This is a genomic window from Aequorivita viscosa (genome assembly GCF_900106795.1).
Taxonomy (GTDB): Bacteria; Bacteroidota; Bacteroidia; order Flavobacteriales; family Flavobacteriaceae; genus Aequorivita; species Aequorivita viscosa.
Map to the genome: position 1 here is coordinate 65,311 of NZ_FNNS01000006.1, position 25,631 is coordinate 90,941.

The following is a 25,631-nucleotide window of genomic DNA, read 5'->3' on the forward strand; positions in this document are numbered from 1 at the left end:
AAAACAGTGAACTAAATTTAGTACTTTAGCCCGAGCAATCATTTTATGAAGTATTTACACGATATTGGCTCCTATTTCTTAATGTTGAAAAGGGTGTTTGGCAGTTTCACCAAAACATCTGTGCTTCGGCATTTAATACTTAAGGAAATCAACGACCTCATTATCACCTCGTTACCTATTGTAGCATTTATCAGTTTTTTCGTAGGTGGGGTTGTAGCAATACAGACTGCACTAAATATGGATAATCCGATTATTCCTAAAACTTTGATTGGTTTTGCTACGCGACAATCGGTTATTTTAGAGTTTGCACCTACTTTTATGTCTATTATTATGGCAGGGAAAGTAGGATCATTTATTACTTCCAGCATAGGCTCTATGCGTGTAACAGAACAAATAGATGCGTTGGAAGTAATGGGAATTAACTCATTAAACTACCTAGTTTTTCCAAAAATTGTAGCTTTAATGTTCTACCCTTTTGTAATTGTGGTTTCCATGTTTTTAGGAATTATGGGCGGATGGGTTGCTGGTGTTCAAGGTGGTTTTGTAAGCTCTTCCGATTTTCTAGCTGGAGTTCAAGAAGGTTTCATTCCGTATCAACTTTTTTACGCCTTCTTTAAAACCTTAGTCTTCTCATTCATATTAGCAACTGTTCCATCGTGGCAGGGGTTTTACATGAAAGGTGGAGCACTCGAAGTGGGTAAAGCAAGCACCAATTCGTTTGTTTGGACTAGTGTACTCATTATCGCTGCAAACTATATAATTACCCAACTCTTACTAAGCTAATGATAAAAGTTGAAAATGTACATAAAAGTTTTGGGGATGAGAAAATTCTCAAAGGAATTAATACCGAATTTGACAAGGGTAAAACCAATCTTATTATCGGGCAAAGTGGAAGTGGTAAAACTGTTTTTTTAAAATGTCTTTTAGGTCTTTTTAAACCAGAACAGGGCCGAATTTATTATGAAGACAAAGCCATTCAAGATATGGATGATGAAGAGCAAAGGCAACTTCGTGAAAAAATCGGGATGTTGTTTCAAGGGGGGGCATTGTTCGATTCAATGAATATTGAAGAAAACGTAATGTTTCCACTTCGGATGTTTACTAATAGAAAAAAGTCAGACCATCTGGATAGAGTAAATGCAGTATTAAAGCGTGTTAAACTTGAAAATGTAAACAAAAAATTTCCTGCAGAAATATCTGGAGGAATGCAGAAACGTGTAGCAATTGCACGAGCTATAGTAAACGAACCACGATTTCTTTTCTGTGACGAACCAAACTCAGGACTGGACCCAAAGACTGCAACTATTATTGATAATTTAATTCAGGAAATAACCCACGAAAATAACATTACCACAATCGTTGTAACCCACGATATGAATTCAGTAATGGAAATTGGCGAAAAAGTAGTCTTTTTAAAGGAAGGCCTGCTAGTTTGGCAAGGTACCAATCAAGAAATTTTTAAGACCGACCATGAAGATGTAACAAACTTTGTTTACTCTTCAGATTTATTCAAAAAAATTAGAGAAGTTCAAAACAAAGAAGCTTAGGGCGATTCTACCAAAAGTGTATCTAACTTCATTTTAAGTTTCATCCACTGTTCAATTTTCTTGGTGTTTGTATTTCGTTGTTTAGCCGAAACATTAGGCTTCCAACGCAAGGTTATAACAGGCAGTGTGTCAATTTTTTTAAAGTTTGTGGTTATTTTATTGGCGTATCCAAAACTTTCAAGATCATCATAATTAATTTTAATCTCTTCGCTTAATTGTTTAAAAGGGACATTTTTAACCTTTACCAATGCTATTTGATCCTCTAAAAAGCGAATCTGTTCGTCCTTATCGTGAATCAGTTTTTCATTTTTCACATAAAGATCTTCCAAAATACCTGCTTTAACTTCGCCTGAAAGTCTCGCTGCCATTTCCCCGCTCTGATCGGCTCCTTGATAAATACGAAGTTTGGTATTCTCCATTTTTTCGGTCTCTTTAAGCTGTGAATGCCATTCAGATATTTTTGATTGCGGAACGGGGCGCCCTATTAAATACACATCGATGTACTTGGTTTTATGGTTTTGAGTAGACTTTACTACTTCTGCCCCATCATATTTAATTGCAGTACGAACAAATTCTTTCGCCTTCGCTTCAAAAAGCTCTTGATCTAATAATTTAACGAATAACCAAACACTAGGCACCATTACTGCAATAGCAATCAAAGATGCTATTTGAGCTGTTCTTTTGCGTCTTTTACTATTTGCATAACGCACCAATGGAAATCGGAGAATTTTGGAAACAATAAAAGTGGCAAGTGCAATAAACACAGCGTTTATAGAAAACAGATAGAGCGCACCAAAGGCGTAGGAGGCATTCCCGATAGCCAAACCGTAACCAACTGTACATAGTGGCGGCATTAAGGCAGTGGCAATTGCAACTCCAAAAATTACACTTGCTATGGTACCGCTTTTTGTTTTTGCTACAATTAGCCCTAAACCTCCAAAAATTGCTATAAGAACGTCTAGAATTGTTGGGTAAGTTCTGGCTAATAATTCGGGTGTTTCCTCAGTTAGCGGCGAAATTTTAAAGTATAGAAAGGCCGTCATTACACTCAGAAATACCATTATTCCAAGGTTAATAAGGGAACGACGCATCATTAATACGTCATTAATGGCAACAGCAAGGCCAATACCAACAATCGGCCCCATAAGTGGAGAAATAAGCATCGCTCCAATTACTACTGCGGTGCTACTTACGTTGAGTCCAATAGAAGCAACAAATATGGAGAAAATCAAAATCCAAGCGGTGTGCCCTTTAAACGGAATATCCTTTTTAACCGATTCAATCGTAGCCTCACGATCCGAATCAGATTGAATATCGAATAATTCCCATAAAAAGTTTTTAATAGCTCCCCAAACATTGCGCTTCTCACTCTCATGTTCGGCGCTATTAGGAGTAGCTTTCACCTCTTCATTATCTACTGAATTCTCCATTTACACATATTTATTTCCGAATTTATCTGAAACATCCTTTAGCAGTTCTTTGATTTCTTGATCCTTTTCCATAGGAAACACAAGCAAAACATCGTTTTTATCTACAACTATATAGTTCTCCAAACCCTCTAAAACTACCAGCTTCTTCGCCGTAGTAAATATCATATTATTTTTTGATTTTTTAAGTACTGTATCTGCATTCACTACAGTATTATTATCACTGTCTTTGGGCAGTTTATCATATAGTGCTCCCCACGTTCCTAGATCGTTCCAATCAAAAGTAGCTCTTTTTACAAACACAGTATCTGAACGTTCCAAGATACCGTAATCTATTGAGATGTTTTCTGCTTTATGATAGTTTTCATCTATAAATTCTCTTTCTTCGGAAGTGTTTAAAACAGGAATTCCTTTCGAGAATAAAGCGTTCATCTCTGGCAAATACTTCTCAAAAGAAGCCACAATACTTTTGGCGCTCCAAATAAAGATTCCAGCATTCCACATAAAGTTTCCACTTGCAAGGAATTGTTTTGCAGTTTCATACTCTGGCTTTTCCCGAAACTGTTTTACTTTTTCAATACCTTGACCATTTTCATTTTTATCACTTTCAATATAGCCATATCCTGTATTTGGAAAAGTAGGCGCAATTCCCAAAGTCATTAAAACACCATCTTTTTGGGCAGTGTTAAAACAAGTTTGCACATCATTGGAATAGGATGTTTCATCTTCAATCCAGTGATCGCTCGGTGCAACAAGCATTAACGCTTCTGGGTTCTCTTTTTGAATTTTTAAAGCCGAAAGCAAAATACAAGGTGCCGTGTTGCGCATAGCAGGTTCTAAAACAACCTGCTTTTCGGTTATTTTTGGTAATTGTTTTAAAGTAACCTCTAAATATCGCTCGTTTGTAAGAATGTATATGTTTTCTGAAGGGATGATTTTATTGAGTCTAGAGAATGTTTTTTGAAGTAACGTTTGTCCAGTTCCCAACATATCGTGAAACTGCTTGGGGAAGTCCTGAGTACTCACAGGCCAAAACCGTGAACCAATTCCTCCTGCCATAATTACTGCGTAATAATTTTTATTCATTCCTAAAAAGGTTTAAGAGTTTATCGGTTTAAAAGTTTAGAAATCATTTCTTTATATTTTTATCTTGAATTAAGTTTCAAATTTTGAGTTTCTCCTTGAGTACAATTCACAATTAAGGTTTCGCTTATAAACTTTTAGAACCTTTAACATATAAACTCGCTTCAAAAACTCACTTCAAAAACTCAACCTCAGCATTCGGATTGAAAAGATAAACCTTTCCTGTGGAGATTTCCACACATTCAAACCGTTTTACTCGTTGACTTCCGCGTTTAAACACCCTTCCGTTGTACAGTCTAAAATGAGCACCATAGGGTATTTCAAAGATATAATTTTTATCGTTCTCAGGGTCGAACTGCTTTAAAGCTAAGGAAAGTGTTGCATCGGTGTCGCTCGAAGCTTTGGGGTTTTTGAAATGACGCGCCAATAAGGGTAATAGCTGACTCGGAAATATCTCAGGACGCAAAAAAGGCAGCATTAATATTTGAAAAGTCCGTTTCCATTCTACACCGTGTGGTTTAATATTGCTTCCAAATTTCATAAAAGCTTCTAAATGTGCAATTTCGTGAACCAACGTTATCAAAAACCGATATTTATTTAACGACGCATTTACGGTAATTTGATGCTGTCCATTTGCCATTTTTCGATAATCCCCGTGACGCGTAACACGTTCATTCACAATTTTAAGATGAACTTTATGCGTTTTAATTAGGTCAAAAATAGCTGCTGTAGCCGCCTGCGGAATGTACTTCTCAAGAATTTCAGTCATAGTGATTTTAAAGGAATCAGATATTTCTAAACATCTCAAAAATACCTAGAGTTATTGAAACAATTACCTTTTTTTCGGTCTAAAAGCTAATTGCACAATTTTTTTTACCCAAAATTTTAACCCCATCTTATTTATCATCAACAGCTTATCTAAGCGCCCCAAAATTGAAGCAAAAATGTCTTTGAAACTTCAAATTTTCAGAATAGATTTGCACCTTGTTTGTAATAAGTCTAAATAAGAATAACACATGAAACTCATCACTTCTCTATTTTTTATGATATGCGCACACTTGCTGTTCGCCCAACAAAAATCTACAATTTCTGGTCAAATTACCGATATAGATAACCTTCCTATCGCCTTTGCTAGCGTTTATATTTCTGAACTTTCGAAAGGAGCTGCGGCAGATGCAGATGGAAATTTTATAATTGATAATATTCCTTTTGGCGAATGGAAACTTACTGCAAGCGCCGTTGGTTATAAAGCAATGACAATTACCATTTTGCCAAACGAACCTTCATTGAACAATGTTAATTTTAAGCTATTACACGACAACGAATTAGATCAAGTAGAAGTTTTTGGAAATCGAAATGATCATCCAGATAAAATTGAATCGATTACTCGATTGCCGTTAAAGCCTTACGAACAGATACAAAGCATATCGGTTCTTTCTAGCAAATTGATTGAAGACCAAGGAGCCCTGAGCATTTCTGATGCAACCAAAAATGTTCCAGGTGTATATACGTTTGCAACCTACGGAAACAAAAGGGAAAGTATGTCTTCACGGGGTTTTCGTGGGATTCCGATTTTGAAAAATGGTGTTAGAATTCATTCTGATTTTAGGGGTGTAGGAATTTTAACCGATATGCAAGGTGTAGATAACATTCAGGTTTTAAAAGGTACAGCTTCTATTACCCAAGGTGTAGCAACCGATTTAGGAAGTCCTGGCGGAGTAATAAACATTGTTACTAAAACTCCAAAATTCACCAAAGGTGGCTCCATTAGCTTGCGTGGCGGGAGTTTTGGCGAAATACGTCCAACTTTTGATGTATATGGACCTTTAAATAAAGAAGAAAATATTGCATTTAGATTGAATGGTGCCTTAGAAAGAGCCGATAGCTATCGTGCAATGATAGATAAAGAAAGTTTTTACTTCAATCCTTCGATTCAATGGCGTGTAGACGACAAAACCAAAATCACTTTAGAGCTGGATCATTATTACGATTCTAGAACCCCCGACTTAGGAACAGTGAACCTTGGTGAAAATGACGTAAACGCTATTTATGACTTGCCACATTCGCAATTTTTAGGTTTTGAAAACGATCGTTCTATTACAGAAAACACAACGTATGCCATCCGAATGGAACGCGAATTGAATGAAAATCTTACCTTACAAGGGGCCTTTTATAGTTCTTCATTAAATTTAGACGATAAAGGCGCTGGGCTCCGAGGAGTTATTACTACTAATGATGTGCCTCAATACAACCTACGACAACGCACTTACGCTACTTCTACAAGAAATGATAAAAACAGTGTTTTACAGTTCGATTTAATTGGCGACAATGTGTACACAGGTGCTATAAAACACACTTTTCAAGTCGGTTTTGATTATCGATCAAATACGTATAGCACAAACAGTCAAACTGCGGGTGTTATAGATACAATCAATGTATTTCAAAATAACACTCATATACTTACCAATCCAACTTTGGGAGCTCCCAATACAAATGGTGGCAAAACCAATTCGTTAGGATTTGTGGTTCAAGATGTAATATCTTGGAACACTTGGCTTAAAACATTCTTAGGCGCACGATATAGCACGACAGAAACTATTTTGGAGATAGCAAACTCTAGAAGCGATGCTTTTAATCCGCTAGGGGGCATTATTATTTCACCAATTGAACACATTAATGTATTCGCTTCTTACACCAACAGTTCATACCCTAGAACAGCCTCAAGATTGGGAGCAAACGGTGAAGAATTAGGTAATGAAAGATATGATCAAATTGAAACGGGACTTAAAACAACCTGGCTCAATGATCGACTTCGGTTTAATTTAACTCTTTACAGAATCAATAATAAGAATATTAACCTCCCTGTTTACGATGATTCCTGGACAAACATTTTATACTATGCTAAAGGCGGGAACGACCAGCGGCAGGGGATTGAAGTTGAACTTACCGGACGTCCGTTTGAAAACCTTGAACTTATTGGAGGGTACGCATACATCGATGCGCAATATAAAGATCACACATCATACGTTTATGGCTCGGCCCCTTTAAATACCCCAAAGCACACTTTTAATGCATACGCCAACTATACGTTCAGACAGTACATACCTGGACTTTCAATTGGCGCAGGAGCTTACTTTACAGGTGAACGCCCTATAAACGACTGGTCTTCGGGACCTGTAACGCATCAAGGAATTGTTCCAAATCAAAAACCATTTAATGTAGACTCTTACACAATGGTAAATCTTCAAGCTGAATATCGCTTTAATCAACATTGGAGTTTGCAAGTTTTGGTTAATAATGTATTTGATACAATTGGCTATAACGCTTATCGTACTAGCTATATAAACCAGACCGATCCACGCAACTTTGCAGGAGTTTTACGCTATAACTTCTAATTGTTTAAATTAGCAAATTGTTAAGGGGCACAACCGAGGTCGTGCCTCTTAACTCAAACCGAATTTATATTGATGTGAATTGAGCCGTACATCATTTAATTAGTGAAACGATTTCGTGTTAACAACACAAGCTAATGAAACCGAAAAAATACACGTTGCGCAAGTTTATAAATGACATCCATCTTTGGCTGGGAATAGGAAGTGGTATTATCTTGTTTATAATTTGTCTCACAGGTACCGTACTAACTTTTGAAAACGAAATAAAAAGTGTTTTTGCTGATGAGGCAATTATTTTGCCAAAACAAGAAGTAGTTTCAATAGAAGAAATGGCGGAAACCCTTTCGGTTGAAGGAGAAGTTATGCGGGTTGCCATAGATGCAGACCAAACAAAACCATATAAATTCGCTGTAAAAACAAATAAGACCGACCGGCGCGGAACAACGTTTTTAGCCAATCAATACACTGGTACTTACGTTAAACTAGCACCTAATGTTTTGGATGGTTTTTTTATGACTATGTTCAAACTGCATCGTTGGTTGCTTCTGGATATTTCAGTAGGAAGACCCATTGTTGGAGTTTCAACAATCATATTTTTAATTCTATCAATTTCTGGAATCGTGCTTTGGTTTCCTAAGAAGAAATTAAAAAAACTAAAATGGCGGCATCTAAAACCTGGATTCAAAATAGCCTGGCACGCAAAATGGAAACGCATAAACTACGACTTACACGTCACGCTGGGATTCTACACCGCTATATTTCTAGTAATTATGGCACTTACAGGACTATTTTGGTCTTTTGAATGGTACAAAGATGCGGGTAGCGCAGTTTTAGGAACCGAAGTCTTTAGCGGTCGCGGTGGAGAGCCAAAAATAAAATCCAATATCTCAGCTAATTCAAACAAGGTTGATTACAACACTGTTTTAAAAATTACAGCGCGTGAGTTACCATTTAAAGGCACTACAATCTTCCAAATTCCAACAGATGAAAATGAAGTATTTAGCATTAAAAAGCTTCACGATAAAGATTTTTTGCAAACTGCCACAGACGAATTAAAAATAGATCTCGATGGAACTGTTATATCGAAACAACTTTTTTCGGAAAAACCAATAAATGTTCAAATTGCACAGTCTATAAAAGCAATTCATATAGGAACAATCTTTGGGTGGTTTTCAAAAACTATTTACTTTATTTCTTGTTTAATTGCCACAAGTCTTCCCATTACAGGAGTGATTATTTGGCTTAATAAGTTGAAGAAAAAGCCTAAAAAGAAATTTATTAAGGCGTAGTACTAGAAACCTGAAGTATTTTTCCATTGTAGAATTTATTCCCTGTTAGAGAAAAATCCACTATATACTTTGCCATTTCTGTTGCAGACAAAGGTGCTTTCAAACCTGGGAATGCTTCTTCAAGCATTTCAGTCTGAACGGAACCAAGTGCCAACGCATTGAAGGATGGGCCAGTCTCTTTGTATTCTTCAGCCAGCAATTCAGTTAAGGTAAGAATAGCGCCTTTACTACTGCTATACGCACTAAGTCCAGGAAATTTTACACTTCCTTGTACGCCTCCCATACTACTAATATTTACAACGTGACCGTCTTTTTTCATAAATGGTACCACTGTTCGCATTAAGGTTGCAGGGCCAAATATATTTACGTCATAGCATTGTTTAAACTCTTCGGAAGTAATTTTAGAAAACGGCTTATTTACTAGAAATCCTGCGTTGTTTATAAGCACATCTACTTCCTTCATTTTAGTTTGAAGGTATCCGCCAAGTTTAACTATTTCAGATTCATCGGCAATATCAAATTCAAGGGCAGAAACGTTTTTCAGTTTTAATGCTAAAATAGGTTTCGAATTCCTTGAAAGTGCCAAAACATTATGACCCGCTTCTGAAAAAAGCTTTGCCATTTCAAATCCTATTCCTCGTGAAGTTCCCGTTATAATTATGTTTTTCATTGAATTTGATTTTTGAGACCCGAAAGGTCGCGGAGTCCTTGTAAGGTACCTTGAAGTCTATGTCGGTCGGACAAGCTTGCAAAAAAAACTATATACCTAACAGGTTTATTAGACCTGTTAGGTATAGATATAGTTATACAAACATCGTAACAGGGTTCTCGATATATTGTCTTAGTGTTTGCATGAATTTAGCTCCAGTAGCTCCATCAACTGTTCTGTGATCGCAGGCTAAGGTTACTGTCATAGTGTTACCAACAGCTATTTGCCCATTTTTCACAACAGGTTTTTGGATAATTGCACCTACTGATAAGATAGCCGAGTTTGGCTGATTTATAATAGAAGTGAATTCCTTAATACCAAACATTCCAAGGTTTGAAACTGTGAAGGTACTTCCTTCCATTTCTTGTGGCGTAATTTTTTTAGTACGTGCTTTCCCAGCCAGTTCTTTTACTTGTGCTCCAATTTGAGAGAAAGTCATTTGATCTGCAAATTTAAGAACAGGAACTAATAGACCTTCGTCTACAGCTACGGCAACTCCGATATGGATGTGGTTCGCAATTTTAGTTACTTCTGGCGACCACTGACTGTTTACTTGCGGGTGTTTGCGAAGTGCCATTGCACACGCTTTTACAATCATATCGTTAAATGAAATCTTGACATTTGGATCTGAGTTAATCGCCTCGCGAGCTGCAATGGCGTGATCCATATCGAGTTCAACAGTAAGATAATATTCAGGTGCAGTGAATTTTGATTCACTTAGTCGCTTCGCAATGGTTTTACGCATTTGCGAGTTTTTAACCTCTTCAAAGCTTTCAGTTCCAACTGGAATATATCCTTGTGCGGAAGCTGCAGGCTGATAGTTTGCGATATCTGCCTTTACGATTCTACCGCTCTCGGCACTTCCTTGAACCAAACGTAAATCGATACCTTTTTCTTCTGCCATTTTTCTGGCAAGTGGAGAAGCAAATATGCGTCTATCTCCAGAATCTTGTGTGGTAGTAGATTTATATTGTGAACTCTCAGGTTTTGCAGGTTTAGTTTCTTTTTTATCCGAAGTTTTCTTTTCTTTCTTTGAAGATTCTTTTGAAGAGTCTTCCGAAGATTTCTTTGCCTTATCGGCACTTTTTCCACCTTTAAGATTGTCAAGAATACTTGAAACATCTGTTCCTTCAGGCCCTATAATTGCTAAAACTTCATCTACAGGAGCCGACTCGCCTTCACCTATTCCAATTTTCAATAGCACTCCAGAGTAGAACGATTCGAATTCCATTGTAGCCTTATCGGTTTCAATTTCGGCAAGAATATCGCCTTCTTCAACCTTATCGCCTTCTTTTTTAAGCCAAGTAGCTACAGTTCCTTCGGTCATAGTATCACTTAACCGAGGCATAGTGATAATTTCGACACCTTCAGGCACATCTGCTTCGCTTGATGATTGATCGTCGCCTTTTGATTCAGATTTCTTATCATCATTTTCTTCTTCATCTTCGTCTTCATCTTCGTCTTCAACTTCAGCTTCATTTTCCGAAGACTTCCCATCAATCAATTTTGAAATATCTTCATCTTCATCACCGATAATTGCCAAAAGCGAATCTACTTTTGCGGTTTCGCCTTCTTCTATTCCAATATAAAGCAATGTTCCTTCATAAAAGGATTCAAAATCCATAGTAGCTTTGTCAGTTTCAATCTCAGCTAGAATATCGCCTTCTTTTACGGTATCGCCTACTTTTTTAAGCCAGGTTGCCACCGTACCTTCTTCCATTGTGTCGCTCAAGCGCGGCATGTTAATTACTTCTGCCATTGCCTATAATTTATGTTTTAAAAACGGATAATCTTCCTGTTCGTACACTGAATCGTACATAACATTCATATCTGGATATGGAGAATCTTCTGCAAACTTTTCGCATTCTGCAACCATCTCCTTTACCTTATCATCTATTGCTGCTATTTCCTTTTCTGTGGCCCATTTGTTTTCGTAAATCTGATGAAGTACGTATGTAATAGGATCTTCTTCCTGCTTTTTAGCAACTTCTTCTTTTGTTCTGTAATGCTGAGCATCGCTCATAGAATGTCCACGGTAACGATAGGTTCGCAATTCTAAGAATGTTGGCCCGTCACCTCTGCGCGCACGCTTGATAGCTTCGTCCATTTCTTTGGCCACTACTTCTGGTTTCATTGCATCTACAGGCTTACACGGCATTTCGTACCCTAAGCCGAGCTTCCAAATGTCGGTATGGTTGGCGGTTCTTGCAACAGAAGTTCCCATAGCGTACCCATTGTTTTCGCAACAGAACACCACTGGCAATTTCCAGAGCATTGCAAGGTTAAACGCTTCGTGAAGCGCACCTTGACGCACAGCACCGTCGCCCATATAGGTTAAGGTTACGGCATCGCGTTCAAAATATTTATCTGCAAACGCCAACCCAGCTCCTAGCGGAATTTGGCCACCAACAATTCCGTGACCCCCATAAAACCTATGTTCTTTAGAGAAAATGTGCATAGATCCTCCCAAACCTTGAGAGGTTCCTGTTGCTTTTCCGTAAAGTTCGGCCATTACTTTTTTAGGGTCTTCGCCCATTCCGATAGGTTGCACGTGATTTCTATATGCGGTAATCATTCTATCTTTAGTAAGATCCATGGCGTGAAGCGCACCAGCCAAGACTGCTTCTTGTCCATTATAAAGATGCAGGAATCCCCGCACTTTCTGATTGATATACACTTGCGCCAATTTATCTTCAAACTTGCGCCAAAAGAGCATGTTTTCATACCAATCTAGGTACGTTTTTTTAGTTATTTTCTTCATCTATTGACTATAAGGCTTCCCACAGGGGAAATTTATTAAACGGATAACAAAAGTACCACTTTATAAGCAGAAATTCCAAATGCCGCTCTTCAAATGACAAAAACAAAATACAAGCGAAAAATTGAAAAACGAATTGCTGTAACTTTCAAAAATATAATCTGAAAATCAATACGTTACAGAAAATATGCGAACACCAGATGTTGGGAATATTTTCCGATCTTGTTTTAACTACAATTTACTGTCATCAAAACCACAGCGTAAAATGACCACCATGAAAATATAACGAGAGCTTCATTTGAACGGTTTGCAATGAGCCCAATACCCTACAAAGCTTTCTCTGATGAATTACAAATATTTGGCATCGAACCCTAACGGAAGTAAATCCTTAACAGAAGCTACTTTTACTATATTGCCCGTTTCGCCCATAAAGTAGATTGCGATAGGTGAATTTTGTCTTTGTTCGTATTCACTGAGTGATTGACGGCAGGCGCCACAAGGACCAATAGGTTGATTTAGCTGGTGGTGTATTGAGCTTGCTGTAATTGCCAAGGCTTTTATAGTTTGATTAGGATACACTGCCCCGCAATGAAAAACAGCTACTCGCTCGGCACACAGACCAGATGGATATGCAGCATTTTCTTGATTGCTCCCCACGGTAATTTCGCCCGATTCTAATAAAATGGCTGCACCCACACTAAAGTTTGAATATGGGGCATACGCTGTGTCGCGTGTTTGTTGCGCACGCTTCATCAATTCTTGAATGTTTGTTGGAAGCTCTGAAATGCTTTCAAAAATTTCTAATTGGATTTCTATCTTCGTTTTTTTCGACATATAAATAAATTAAGCTGACTACAGCATTATTCCCAAACCTAATTTAATAATTGAAACATTGGTTGTTTGAGATGGACTTAAAACGTTTACATCAAATAATGTAATATAATCATACTGAAATTGTGCAAAAAGACTTTTCGTTAAAAGATAATAAGCCCCAACATTTCCGTTCAGCCCTTTTAAGGTAACCGAACTTGAAGCTTGAGAGCTGTGCGAAGCTGCATTGAATACTAGGAAACTATAACCTAAGCCCATAAACGGTCGGAATTTTGGCAAACTCTCTATATTCAGTTCTGCAAATACCCTAGGCAATATTGTAAAGTTATTAATTTCTGCCGCTGCATACGGGTCTTGGAAATCGTCAGGATAAGATGGGAGATAAAGCTGTACTTTCTTTTTAAAATAGCTTCCGTTAACCGAGACTCCCAGATTTATATTTGAAACATTTACAATTCTATATTTTACCCCAATATCCGCAATACCACTAAAATCTTCACCAAAAAAACCACTCCCTACGGCAATAGGGAAATTAGCTTCTACGCTAAATTTAGAATCTTGTGAAAATAAAAATTGCGTCATTAAAAATAATGACGCAATTATACATTTGTTTATACAAGACATATATTAGTTATTAAACAGCTAGTATTCATCATACGTATCTCCAAAGTTGAAAGTCAGTCCAAAGCGAAGCGTTCCGTCTAATGGTGTTACTGCCTTCCCCATTCCGAAAAGGTACGAGATATCGATATTGATTGCGGTATATCTAAATCCAGCTCCAAAGGAAGCAAATTTTCTTCCCCCTTTTTCATCGCTTTCATTAAAATAACCACCTCTAAAAGCGAAAACGTCTTGATACCAGTATTCTGCACCTAATGCCCAAGTAAATTCTTTCATTTCTTCACTAAAACCACCTGGCGCATCGCCAAATGATTGAAACATTCCTTTCACAAAACTTACATTAGGATCTTGTCCTTTATAAATGACATTGTTGTTTACAGGTTGACTTAAGTCTGGTTCTCCGTCAGGACCTACAACATATTCAGTTCCATACATTGGAGGAGTAGGCACTAAAAGTTTATTCACTTCGGCAGATACACCTACTTTATTGTATTCGTCAAGGATAAAATCGAAACCACCTCCTAGTGCTAAATTGGTTGGAAGAAAGTTTTCTTGTCCTACTTCGTCATACTTCAAGGTTGGGCCAATATTTGAGATATTGAAACCCATTCTCCAACGTCCGTCGAAATCATTGTATGCAATTTCTTCACTTTGATAATATCCTGCAATATCCACAGCGAATGAACTAGCAGCGTGCGCATCCTCGGCTTGAGATTGTATTTTTAAATCTGAACGTAAATACCTACCAGCAACCGCCATAGCGAAACGTTCGCTCAACCTAAGCGAGTATGAAACATCAAAAGTCATTTCATTCGGGCTTTGAATTAAAGGAATTTGATCAGCAGTTTCACGCAATTCAATTTCCCCCAATTTAAAGTAACGGAAACTAGCAGCAACTGCACTTCGTTCACTTATTCGATTAAAGTAGGTTAAATTTCCTAGAAATATATCGTTTACTAGTTTACTTAAATATGGAGTGTAGGTAATACCCACACCTTGCTTAGAGGTAATAAAAGCGTATTTTGCTGGGTTCCATTGCTGTGAAAAGGCATCTGCTGAAGTTGTTACTCCAATATCTCCCATACCAGCTGCACGAGGGTCCGCGGCTATCAGGACAAAGGGTACACCTGTTGTAATAACTCTAGAGTCAGTATCGTTTGGAACAACAACGGTTTCTTGTGAATGAGCCTGAAAAGCGAACAAACCTAACAAAATTGGTATAATTACTTTCTTCATATTTTTTAATTTTGGGCAAATATAATTTTAATTATTAAAGGATAACAAGTTTCTCGAATTTTTCAACTCGCTGATTGGTTAACGTTGACTTTACGGTTATCTTATATACATACACACCTTTTCCGATACGATCGCCAAAATCGTCACGACCATCCCAAACAATATCGCGAGACAAGAAGCCGTCGGTATTAATTGTATCGTTTTTAGTCCAAACAATTTTTCCGGTAACGGTAAAAACCTGTACCTGTACATCTAAAGGCTCGTACGGACGGTTATGATTAAACCAAAACTCGGTATAATTTACGAACGGATTGGGGTAGTTAAGTACTCGTGTAATTTCTAATTTATCGTTTCCTGCAACGACAAATTGTATTTCGGTAGTAGATGAGTTATTGTACACATCCCATGCTTTTAGGGTTAATGTGTGCAAACCATCGGAAAGGTCACTGAATTTATATTGTGTGGTTCCTCTAGTAAAATCGTCTACTTCGGTTTGATAAAATTCGTTTAATACAAAAGGATTTGCTTCATCGCCATCAAGAATTGCGACTATATCGTGACCAATCCCGCTAGTGGTGTTAATACCATTTTCATCTTCAAGTTTGGCAATTAATACGGGTTTGTTATTGGTAACTCCTCCTGAAACGAAACTTTCATCATTCATATAAAGTTTAATTAACGGGCCTTCGTTATCAATAGGTGCGTTTTCATCGAGTCCACCTACAGCGATATCTAAGTTAACACCTGTTCGGTCTTCAAGTTGATTTTCTTGTTTTCCATATAGGCTAATTCGTCCTTTACCTACTGGAATTTGAATATCGCGAGGCACTACAAATTCAAATTGAAAACGACCATTTGTGATGCTTGAACGGCCATTATACATACCTTCTCCTAAGGTTATAAAGTCCATAAAAACATTGTTATTGTCGTTATCCAAAGTTCTTCGCATTACATTTTTATCGAATACCTTAGATTCCAATGTTCCATTGTAGTTTGTTGCTACTTGCCCTGATTCATTTAAAACCTCCCCTTCTACTTTCACTCTACTCAATGCTTTTAACGTATCGGTTGCTTGCTCAATAGGTATTCCGTTAAGTTTTGTAATTCGAATATCTTTTTTAGGAAATGCTAGAGGTAGCGCTGGGTCTCCTACATAAAAAATTACGCGTCGGGATTTATAAGTAATATCGTTTTTAGTTAGGCGTAATGCTTCGGCAGGAACAATAGGCACATCCATATTATAGCCAAACATGGGGTTCGCCAGTTTTCTATTAAATTCAATTCCCACACCAATATATACAGCGCGTGTAGTTGTTACCAATGAAATTGCTCCACCTTCTTTATTCTGAAATGTTAATTCACCTGCAGTTATTCGAAGCGGATTATCAAATTTTGTGAATTCGCAAGTTACAGTAACAAAACAAGGAAGGTTGTTTATGTTTCTTAATTCTTCAGCCATTTCTTTGGTATAAATTGCTTCGTGGGCTAATCCATCTTCTCCTCCATGTCCAAAATAATTTAATACAATGGCGCCTACATCTAAGGCATTTTTAATAGCTACGTTTACATCGGGATATCTATTACCTCCAGCAGAGGTTTGTTGTTGATAGGCATCGGAATGTATTTTCTTTACATTTATAAAGGGTTTGTTTTCTGAAATTTCATCTCCCAAATCGTCTAGGCTTTGCTGCAAAGAACCCTCCGACGGATCGTCTGAATCGTCTGAAACAAGTACAAAGTTGGTTCGCCAATTACCATAAGAGCTTTTTGAAGAATAATTAACTATTTTATCGACTAAAGCGTTTGCCAAGGTAACATTGTCTGCGATTATCCTTCCCATAGCAATGTCGAGCCTATCAATATCGGCAAGTTTAACACCATTTTCGTCGTACGTCTCTCCTCCAATGGTACCTTCAGATTCATCCATCCCGCCATAAAAATCATCGGACATAAATGAATTAACCTCATGCTTTCCTTCGAGTGCGTGAAAAGTAGGCACGATATTATTATTGTTAGGCAATCGGTTTTTATAGTCTACAGATGTATCGCCAAGGATACCGACATATTTAATTCGTTTTGAAGAGCTCGATGCATTATAATATACGTAACGGATAAAGTTCCGAATAGCACCAATATCTTGTTTTCCTGAGCTGAACTCCTCATAAATTTTGTCGGTTGTAACCACCTTAACATTTAATCCTCGCTCATTTTTATGGAATGATGCAAGTCTTAAGGCTGATTGTATTAAAAAAGGAGCTGTAATAATAATGTAGTCGACATCTTTAAAATTACCCGATTCGTCTTTAAATATACTTCCTTTCAAATCTTGATTAGCAACAATTGGATTTGGAATTTTAACCGGAATGAGATAATCGTTTGGGTTAATAGCAACAAATTCGTGAACCTGCCCTAAATTTTGTTTAAACGCAATTGAAGATGCATTATCTACATTTTGTTTTGATGTAATAAAATAAGGATCGGTAACGTCCCACACCTGCGAAAATTGCGACGCATTGCTTATTTGATATTCACCAATTCCCATTAATCCAGCTGCTTTTTTGTATCTAAAAGCAAGCTGTCCATCTACTCCCATTAATTTTCGTATTGCCTCTACACTCACATAATCTAGATACGCTACACTTGAAGGATTCCCGGAGTTATTGTAAACAAAATTTACGTTAACCGTTTCTCCCGCAACTGGAATATCTCCAATAAAGTTTTTTGTATTTAAAAGCGTTCCAGACGGCAAAGCGGAATACACAAGAGGGTTGACCCCCGTTCCATTTATCGTTATTGCCATGGATGTCTGACTTTCAGACGCAGCTCCAGTTTTAATAACAACCTTCATAGGTTGTCCCGTAACTATATTAGGAAAAGAGAAGTCATAGTTTTGTTCTTTCTTTATATCAAAGCGATCTCCGTACCACACACGGCCCATTTTTGTTGGACTCTCTTCATCCTTTTCGTGAAATTGATAGTCATTAAATTCAGTTATAATATGATTTGCCGTTCCCGAAGGCTCCACCATTGCAGTTACTCTTTTACCTGAACCTCCATCGGCAGTTACATAATAGTATGATTCGTCGCTATACGGGTTTAAATTTGAATCATTATCTGCAACATAGCCTTTGGTACTTGTTGCGTAAAACAGAATGTGATCGCTGCTGCCAAAACTGCCATCTTCTTCACCCACCACTTGAATGGCATTTTCAGGAAGATCAAAAACTGTATTGCGCGAATTTAGCAAGGGGAGCGTTTGCCCACCATTTCCATATATTTTTAGGTTACGCGGATTGATGTTTTGCGTATTCATCCCCAAACTTTCCAGAAATGACTTATCTATTTTATGAACTCCTGTTTCTTCTACTTTAAATTTAAACCATTGGCCCGTTGCCAGAACAGAATTAGTTAACGATGGCGGCACGTTTCTTTTTTGTGGCCCATAACTGTAATCTACCGAAAAAGAAAGTAACTTTTTATAAATTCCGTTCTCCTTAATAATAGGTGAAATAGTGAAGATTGTATATAGAATATCTCGAGCACTAGTTGTGGCAATTGAGTATGTAAGTTGTTCAGGAATTAAATTATCATCAATTTTAGCAAGCTCTGTCGATGAAGGCGAACCATATTTCACGTTAAAAACCCGTACAGAATTCTTATCGGCAAAATTGGAGTCTTCCCATTGCGTGGTATAACTGGGCACACCTGAACCAAGATCTAAGTTTAAAAGATCCCACGAAGGCTCATTCGCCTTTTGGGCAGAATTGTTTTGATACATATCGGAATGTTTCGGACTAGAGCCTTCCCAATATATATTAATCGTTTTGGTCTGTGATGCCCCTAAAAAAGGCAGGACCAATAAAATCAAAATGGATAGTGTTTTTCTCATCAATACTTTATAACGCTTCAAATATACACTTAGTATAACTGAAAATTGAAACAGAAGGTTAAAAGTACATTAGGATAATAAATTTAAAACTAATACGTTTGTATACCTGTAACTAATCATAACTCCCCAATCGCAATAATGGTGAAATATTATTGTGGATTTATCGTTAATTACTATATTGCAAACCCAATTTTATCATAATTGAATCTATGATGTTAAGAAAAAAACTAGCAATAAAGCTACTTATTACTGTTGTTGCCGCATCGTTATTTGTATCGTGCAACAAATCTAGAGACTACAAAAATAGTTCTCGTGCCACTGGTTGGAAGATGAATGCCAAAGAAGGAGGCTTTCAATACAACCCAAAGGTTAGGGAACAAGAAACAGGACCCGGTCTTGTTTTTGTAGAAGGTGGAACTTTTACTATGGGTAGAGTTCAGGATGATCCAATGCACGATTGGAACAACACCCCTACACAACAACACGTTCAGTCGTTTTATATGGACGAAACTGAAGTAACCAACCTAATGTATCTTGAGTACTTAGACTGGTTAAAAAAGGTATTCCCACCAAGTGATGAAAATTACCGAAGAATTTATGACGGTGCCGTTCCAGATACGTTGGTTTGGAGAAATCGCTTAGGGTATAATGAAGTTATGACTAACAATTACCTGCGTCATCCTGCCTATGCAGAATATCCTGTTGTGGGTGTTAGTTGGATTCAAGCAGTTGAATTCAGTAATTGGAGATCAGACAGAGTAAATGAAATGCTTCTTGAAAAAGAAGGGATTACTGCTAAAAATGGCCGTTACAACACCAAACCAGGTGAAATTTTTAGTACTGAAACTTATTTGAGCGCCCCAACCCTTACCTATGGTGGAAATGACTCAATTACTCGCGGTGGAAAGGTATCTGAAAACATTAAGAAGAAAAGTACAGATAGCACCAATTTATACATACAACGTAAAGACGGAATTTTACTTCCTGCATATAGGCTACCAACAGAAGCTGAATGGGAGTTTGCTGCTTTAGGACTTTCAGGTCTTCGTAACTACAATGTATATCGTGGAAAGAAAAAATATCCTTGGGAAGGACAATATACTCGTTCAGGAAACAAGAGAAGCCGGGGAGATCAATTAGCAAACTTTAAGCAAGGTGCTGGGGATTATGGTGGAATTTCAGGATGGAGTGACGATGGTGCCGATATTACAGCACAGGTAAAATCATATCCACCGAATGATTTTGGTCTATATGATATGGCTGGTAACGTTGCCGAATGGGTAGCCGATGTGTATCGCCCTATAATTGATAACGATTATAACGATTTTAACTACTATCGTGGAAATGTTTACACTAAAAATGCAATTGACGAAAACGGAAAAGTTGTAGTAATTACAGCAGACTCTATAGTATACGATACCTTAAGCAATGGAAAGATAGTTGCTAGAGGCCTTCCAGGACAAATTTTACAAGTTCCTATAGACGAAAACGAAACGTATTTGCGTACCAATTTCTCGAAAAGTGACAACCGTAACTATAGAGATGGTGATAAACCTTCAACTCGTCATTACCAATCATTTGGAGGTGAGACTGAAGAAATAGAAGAAGATGATAAGCGTATGTACAACGCGCCAGTTCCTAAAGTATATGCAGACAGCACAGGTGCTTTAGACAGACAGTATGATAAAGCTTCTAGTCGTACTACCTTAATAGACAATGAAGTTCGTGTTTACAAAGGTGGTTCTTGGAGAGACCGTGATTACTGGTTAGACCCAGCACAAAGACGCTATTTCCCTCAAGATATGGCAACCGATTATATCGGATTTAGATGTGCAATGAGCCGAGTAGGTTCAAAATCTAAACAAGGAAAACGCCCACGTGGGTAAGATTTCATAATTAATAAAAACAACCCTCCGTGAGTAAATCTTCGGAGGGTTTTTACATGCTACACCTATGGATAAGGAAGTTCTTTACCGTCATTATTTAGAAAGCAGCGGTGTTTGTACTGATACCCGAAATATCACAAACAACTGTCTGTTCTTTGCCCTTAAAGGCGATAATTTTAATGGAAATTTATTTGCACAAGAAGCTTTAGACAGCGGAGCTCGTGTGGCCGTTATAGACGATCCGAAATTTCACAAAACAACAGGCGAAACTTTTCTTGTACACAACACACTTCTTGCGCTCCAAGAACTTGCTCAGTTTCACCGCACGCATTTAACGGCAAAAATAATTGCGCTTACTGGGAGTAACGGTAAAACTACCACCAAGGAGCTCATTAACGCTGTGCTATCTCAAGAATTCAATGTAACAGCAACGAAGGGAAACCTGAATAATCATATTGGAGTTCCATTAACCCTACTATCCATGACTGCTGAAACCGAATTAGGAATTGTAGAAATGGGCGCAAATCATCTAGGTGAAATTAAGATGTTGAGTGACATAGCGCAACCTGACTATGGGTATATTACAAATTTTGGAAAGGCACACCTTGAAGGCTTTGGGAGCCTTGAAGGTGTAGTAAAAGGTAAAACCGAATTATACACTTTTCTAAAAAAGAATGATAGAAAAATTTTCATTAATGCGAATGACCCGAAACAATTAGAATATTCAAATGGCATAAAACGCATAACCTTTGGCACTTCAACTAGTGATTACAGCATAGACTTACTTGACGCCCACAATAAGCTGTTATTAGAGTTTGAGGGTACAAAGATTCAAAGTAATTTAGTTGGGGCTTATAACTTCGTAAACATTTCTGCCGCAATTGCAATGGGAGCGTATTTTGGAATTTCTACAGCTAAAATAAAAGAAGGGATTGAAAGTTACATCCCCTCAAACAATCGCTCTCAACTTCTAAAAAAAGACACTAATACAATCTTAATGGACGCTTATAATGCCAACCCGACCAGCATGATGGCAGCCCTAGAAAATTTTAAACAAGCCGAAGGAAATAATAAAATATTGTTCTTAGGCGATATGTTCGAACTGGGTACCGATGCAGCAGGGGAACATCAAGCTATTGTCGATTTTCTTGCTACAAACGCATTTGGAAAAGTATTTTTTGTAGGTGAAAACTTTTATAAAACCAAGCATGAAGCCGAGCATATAAAACTATTTAAGACTTTTGAAGAATTAAAAAAGGAAATCCAAGCCCTGGCCCCAACCCATGCTTCAATTTTAATAAAAGCATCACGTGGAATGGCCATGGAGCGAATTTTAGAAATTTTGTAAGCTAGTTTGAAACCGCCTAGACCTTATATGACGTTTCTGTTACTGCCCTTGGTTTGTTTTTGATGCTCAAATAGACAATTAATAAAGCATGCTTACCCGTGGTACATTTTGAACAGAATTAAACAATTTTTGCCGAGCTTCCTGATATCGGTATGGTTGGCGGTTCTTGTAACAGGTGTAGGCCGCTTTTTTTTTAAAACCCAGACACTATTCAGTTACAGAACTCCAATTTTCTCCTGTTTTTATCCTATGAATTTGCGTATCAGATACCCCAAAACGCTTAGCAATCATATTAATTCTGGTTCTATTATTCTTTAATTGGCGTTTGATGATTTTTACTTTTCCTTCGCTTAATTTACCAATGTTTCTACTTCTTCTTTCAACCACCTCTTCCCAATTTGGATTGTTGAATTGATGAAGTTCTTTTTCTCTTTTAGTGGCCCACTTCAGGTTTTCCACGCGATTATCGGTTTTATCATAATTTAAATGGATAACACAAATTCCGTCGTTTTTTTCAAGAAAATGTTCGGCAACAAGCTTGTGTACGTATCTACTTGTTTGCTTTCCGTTCTTTTTTTGTTTGACAGGTAAATTCTGATAGCCATTAATAAAATATTCTTTAACCAAAAATTCTTCTTCAGTTTTACAATTAATAATTCTACCGTAATTTGATATTTTAAATTTTTCATCTTCTGAAATTTTTTCGTCAAACTGAATGTCTTTCCATTCCTCATTCCATAAATTTCGTATCATTCTCGCTAAATTTTTAAATTTCTAACTAAGGGTACTATATTGTTTATTCTTAATTTCTATTATTTTTAAATTCTATTTTCTTCAAAGTTATTGACTTAACCAAATATAAACATGCTCAATATATGTGCACTCATCATTTATTAAATTATAAATTCCTAATTCGCCTCCCGACGGGCAACCACCTACTGCTATTGCGGCAATATCATAAGTTTCATTGAAAACTGGCGGCGATATACTTAATTTTCCTGTTGGACATTTTTCCCAAAGAACTTCCCTATAATTTTGACTTCCTACATTTTGATGAATCGAGTCTAACTGACTTAAATTCAATAATTCCATGTCAAAATTTAGATTAAGCTGAAAAATCCGAAACTGTTTATCATTTCAATTCAACTATAGCCAACCAATTTATATATGAAACAGCAACACAGTGCATATATTTCATTATTCCTTATTAACATCGACACTATTGTTTTGGTCGTCTGAGTCAAGGTTTTTTCCTTTTAAATACTCAGGCAATTCCATTCCCGCCATATTGAACATTTCCTGAAGTGGTGGCACCGAACCATACATTCCAGAAATGAAGCTTGAGGTCGCAGTTTTACCATCTTTAGAAGAATAATAAATATACCAGAGGCTATTAACGCAATTAGCCAATAAACTTTTTCAAAGGGTGAAAATGCTGAAAACCATTCGTTCATCAATAAGTTCGATTTACCACCACTCTCTAAAACTGTTGTATTAAGAAACTAAGTGATGTGGATTATTGTGGGAAGATAAGAACTTTCTAACCAGAGTGCAATAGTATGAAATATTATTATTGGAATAATGTTTTGAAAATTCTCAACAGCAATTTGGATTAATCACACTGCAAGCAGATTCGAATTACATATTTAGGAAGACTTTTGCATGTTTTAAAAACGAAAAGATATTAAATACAGAATGAAACACCAATATTTGCAGTAACCTGATTGTGTAGTTCCTCAGCTTTTGTAAGTGTATCGGTATTGTATTTGGAAATTGGCACATTAACTTCGGTGAAAATCCCAAAACCTTGCGAGAAGAAATAACGTGCTCCAAGGTGTCCCCCAAAGTTTTTTAAACTCACATAGAGCCCTGGATACACATCAAAATTATCATCTATATTAATTACGTTTCCAAGATTGGCATTAAAACGTGCTTTTAAATCGAAGCGATCTTTAAAGTCAGCAAAGGGAACATCTTTTCCCTCCGAATTTTTCACTTTATCAATTCCCAAGAGATATGATGAAGCAAATCCTACAGAAATATTCTCGCCAAGGCCAAAATCCAAGCTACTCATAATTCCGGTTCCGTTATTTTGGAGGTTTGCACCAATTTGGAATTTAATATCACCCGCACCGTGATAAGCCTGAGCTACAGCAAATTGTAATGAAAGAAATGCAATAAAAGTGAAGAGAGTTTTCATTTAAAAATTTTTCTGAAAGATAAATATTTCTTTTTGATCTATAAAGTTCTGATGGTTTGAAAAAATGTGTTGTTTTATCTCCGCTATAAATCGAATAGTTTTTCACTCCTCTCTATTTATTGCAGGTTCCAGATTCTAACAGAAGCTCTTTGTAAAGGATGAAGACTTTTTTAAGAAGAAATTGGAGTGTTTTGTATGCTTCGGAAACGATTGAAAAGTATGTGATATGGTTTTAGCATCTATTAAGAAAGTAAATCGTGTTGTACTAAAGCTTTGCGAAGTCTAGGTTTATTTTTAAAGAAAAGGGGTGGATTTAAGGGTTGAGAGGGGTTTTTTATATTGGAAACATAGATTTTGCCCGCTATAAATATGCTATAAACACGCTATAAACACGCTATATACTCACTGTATAGATGTTATAGACTACCCGTAAATACACTTTATACAAGAAGCAAATATTATGCTTTTGTTGTTTGGATATGATTTTTTTGTATATTTAGTCATCTTAAAACCAACGTATTATGGCAAAGCAAGTAGGAATTATTCGGTTAAAGGGCACTATTGATGGTATAAACTATTATAAGCACAAGACTGCGGGGGATTTGGCTCGTAGAGCTGGAGGTGGGTTTAGTGCCGAGACCCACAAAAAGGGAGGTAATAACCGGCCTAGGGAGAACGCATCAGAATTTGGGCACTGTAGTATTGTGAAGCGAAGGTTTAGGTTTGCTCTGTCTCCTTTTTTATGTGTACGGAAGGAAGGAGGGCTTCACGGGCGGTTAATGCAGCTGTTCTTAAAATTAAAGGTACTGGACCGGGTGAATATTCGAGGGCACCGAAAAGTGGCTCGTGGGCTAGAGGTACCACTGGGGAGGCAGTTATTACGCAATCTTGTGTTTACGCCTCAATGCAGTGTTATTGATATTTTGGGAGCTCCTATAAATTTTGATTTTACTTCCAGGACGCTGGAGGTTACGAATTTGGATATTAAGAATGTGAAGTTTCCCTCGGGAGCCACTCATTTGTCATTTAGTTTGGGGCTTTTACATTTTGATTTTGACACTCTTGAATATCAATTAAAAACTAGTGCTCCGTTGTATATGGATAGGAATTTTAGCGGGTCTTCTTTTGAAATGAATGTGGCTTTGCCTGAAGGGAGTGGGATGGCGATGGCAGTTTTGGGAATGAAGGCTTATCAGGAAGTGGAGGGGACTTATTATCTGCTTAAGAGTGCGAATTCGGTGGGGGTGGAGAATTTGGGGATAAAGGATTTATGATTGACGATTTACGATGTTTGATTTATGTATTCCCTGATATGGGGCTCAATTGTGATGTTGTGCTTGCTATCTTGTTGTTTCCTCGAATTCTAAATCAAATCCTTCAAATTCTAAATTAGAAAACTGGAATTGTCTAGTTTC

At 37.2% G+C, this 25,631-nt stretch carries 21 protein-coding genes; 7 read left to right on the plus strand and 14 right to left on the minus strand.

Annotation, left to right across the window (positions count from 1 at the left end):
• Positions 1-45 precede the first annotated feature (45 nt).
• Together BLW28_RS04835 and BLW28_RS04840 are read left to right on the plus strand one after the other, a co-directional pair.
• Positions 46-783, plus strand: coding sequence for an MlaE family ABC transporter permease (locus tag BLW28_RS04835; protein ID WP_073215899.1), 738 nt, complete (start codon positions 46-48; stop codon positions 781-783).
• Positions 783-1,547, plus strand: coding sequence for an ABC transporter ATP-binding protein (locus BLW28_RS04840; RefSeq protein ID WP_073215897.1), 765 nt, complete (start codon positions 783-785; stop codon positions 1,545-1,547). Before BLW28_RS04835 ends, BLW28_RS04840 begins: the two co-directional genes overlap by 1 nt.
• Here BLW28_RS04840 and BLW28_RS04845 read toward each other — a convergent pair.
• The 3 genes from BLW28_RS04845 to BLW28_RS04855 all read right to left on the minus strand — a co-directional run bounded on the left by BLW28_RS04845 (position 1,544) and on the right by BLW28_RS04855 (position 4,826).
• Entirely contained in the window at positions 1,544-2,977 is a 1,434-nt protein-coding gene (locus BLW28_RS04845) for a DUF389 domain-containing protein (RefSeq protein ID WP_073215894.1), read from the minus strand. The genes BLW28_RS04840 and BLW28_RS04845 overlap by 4 nt on opposite strands.
• Entirely contained in the window at positions 2,978-4,060 is a 1,083-nt protein-coding gene (locus BLW28_RS04850) for a mannose-1-phosphate guanylyltransferase (RefSeq protein ID WP_073215891.1), read from the minus strand.
• Between the two features lie 169 nt (positions 4,061-4,229).
• Positions 4,230-4,826 (minus strand): SprT-like domain-containing protein, encoded by a 597-nt coding sequence (locus BLW28_RS04855; RefSeq protein ID WP_073215888.1) that lies wholly within the window; start codon positions 4,824-4,826, stop codon positions 4,230-4,232.
• A 247-nt stretch (positions 4,827-5,073) separates the two neighbouring features.
• Here BLW28_RS04855 and BLW28_RS04860 point away from each other — a divergent pair, with 247 nt between their 5' ends.
• A complete protein-coding gene (locus BLW28_RS04860) occupies positions 5,074-7,452 on the plus strand; it encodes a TonB-dependent receptor (protein WP_073215886.1) in 2,379 nt (792 codons plus the stop codon).
• Positions 7,453-7,586: 134 nt separating this feature from the next.
• A complete protein-coding gene (locus BLW28_RS04865; protein ID WP_073215883.1) occupies positions 7,587-8,738 on the plus strand; it encodes a PepSY-associated TM helix domain-containing protein in 1,152 nt (383 codons plus the stop codon).
• Here the strand turns inward: BLW28_RS04865 and BLW28_RS04870 are convergent.
• From BLW28_RS04870 to porU, 7 genes are all read right to left on the minus strand, one after another.
• Positions 8,728-9,408: an SDR family NAD(P)-dependent oxidoreductase gene (locus BLW28_RS04870; protein WP_073215880.1), complete on the minus strand. Its 681-nt coding sequence runs from the start codon at positions 9,406-9,408 to the stop codon at positions 8,728-8,730. The two genes, BLW28_RS04865 and BLW28_RS04870, sit on opposite strands and share 11 nt — an antisense overlap.
• A 133-nt stretch (positions 9,409-9,541) precedes the next feature.
• On the minus strand, positions 9,542-11,206 hold the full coding sequence (locus BLW28_RS04875; protein ID WP_073215877.1) for a pyruvate dehydrogenase complex dihydrolipoamide acetyltransferase: 1,665 nt from the start codon (positions 11,204-11,206) through the stop codon (positions 9,542-9,544).
• A 3-nt stretch (positions 11,207-11,209) separates the two neighbouring features.
• The gene (gene pdhA, locus BLW28_RS04880) at positions 11,210-12,208 is read right to left on the minus strand and encodes a pyruvate dehydrogenase (acetyl-transferring) E1 component subunit alpha (protein ID WP_073215874.1); all 999 of its coding nucleotides are present in this window, start codon (positions 12,206-12,208) and stop codon (positions 11,210-11,212) included.
• A 345-nt stretch (positions 12,209-12,553) separates the two neighbouring features.
• Positions 12,554-13,039 carry a cytidine deaminase gene (gene cdd, locus BLW28_RS04885; protein ID WP_073215872.1) on the minus strand — a complete coding sequence of 162 codons (486 nt, stop codon included), beginning with the start codon at positions 13,037-13,039 and terminating at the stop codon, positions 12,554-12,556.
• An 18-nt stretch (positions 13,040-13,057) separates the two neighbouring features.
• On the minus strand, positions 13,058-13,618 hold the full coding sequence (locus BLW28_RS04890; protein ID WP_073215869.1) for an outer membrane beta-barrel protein: 561 nt from the start codon (positions 13,616-13,618) through the stop codon (positions 13,058-13,060).
• Positions 13,619-13,678: 60 nt separating this feature from the next.
• Complete coding sequence (porV, locus tag BLW28_RS04895) at positions 13,679-14,893, minus strand: type IX secretion system outer membrane channel protein PorV (protein ID WP_073215866.1); 1,215 nt, start codon at positions 14,891-14,893, stop codon at positions 13,679-13,681.
• A 34-nt stretch (positions 14,894-14,927) separates the two neighbouring features.
• The gene (porU, locus tag BLW28_RS04900) at positions 14,928-18,782 is read right to left on the minus strand and encodes a type IX secretion system sortase PorU (RefSeq protein WP_073215863.1); all 3,855 of its coding nucleotides are present in this window, start codon (positions 18,780-18,782) and stop codon (positions 14,928-14,930) included.
• A gap of 209 nt (positions 18,783-18,991) precedes the next feature.
• Here porU and gldJ point away from each other — a divergent pair, with 209 nt between their 5' ends.
• Positions 18,992-20,668, plus strand: coding sequence for a gliding motility lipoprotein GldJ (gene gldJ, locus BLW28_RS04905; RefSeq protein WP_073215861.1), 1,677 nt, complete (start codon positions 18,992-18,994; stop codon positions 20,666-20,668).
• A 67-nt stretch (positions 20,669-20,735) separates the two neighbouring features.
• Positions 20,736-22,016 carry a UDP-N-acetylmuramoyl-tripeptide--D-alanyl-D-alanine ligase gene (locus BLW28_RS04910; protein WP_073215859.1) on the plus strand — a complete coding sequence of 427 codons (1,281 nt, stop codon included), beginning with the start codon at positions 20,736-20,738 and terminating at the stop codon, positions 22,014-22,016.
• 207 nt (positions 22,017-22,223) lie between these two features.
• Here the strand turns inward: BLW28_RS04910 and BLW28_RS04915 are convergent, their stop codons facing one another.
• The 4 genes from BLW28_RS04915 to BLW28_RS04930 form a co-directional block, all read right to left on the minus strand.
• Positions 22,224-22,769 (minus strand): NUMOD4 domain-containing protein, encoded by a 546-nt coding sequence (locus tag BLW28_RS04915; protein ID WP_073215855.1) that lies wholly within the window; start codon positions 22,767-22,769, stop codon positions 22,224-22,226.
• A gap of 87 nt (positions 22,770-22,856) precedes the next feature.
• Complete coding sequence (locus BLW28_RS04920; RefSeq protein ID WP_073215852.1) at positions 22,857-23,108, minus strand: hypothetical protein; 252 nt, start codon at positions 23,106-23,108, stop codon at positions 22,857-22,859.
• Between the two features lie 105 nt (positions 23,109-23,213).
• On the minus strand, positions 23,214-23,426 hold the full coding sequence (locus BLW28_RS04925) for a hypothetical protein (protein ID WP_073215849.1): 213 nt from the start codon (positions 23,424-23,426) through the stop codon (positions 23,214-23,216).
• Between the two features lie 274 nt (positions 23,427-23,700).
• Complete coding sequence (locus BLW28_RS04930) at positions 23,701-24,216, minus strand: DUF6646 family protein (RefSeq protein WP_073215845.1); 516 nt, start codon at positions 24,214-24,216, stop codon at positions 23,701-23,703.
• A 521-nt stretch (positions 24,217-24,737) separates the two neighbouring features.
• Between BLW28_RS04930 and BLW28_RS04935 the strand changes: the two genes are divergently transcribed.
• Positions 24,738-25,490, plus strand: a complete 753-nt coding sequence (locus BLW28_RS04935) for a hypothetical protein (protein ID WP_073215842.1) — start codon at positions 24,738-24,740, stop codon at positions 25,488-25,490.
• The last annotated feature ends 141 nt before the right edge of the window (positions 25,491-25,631 follow it).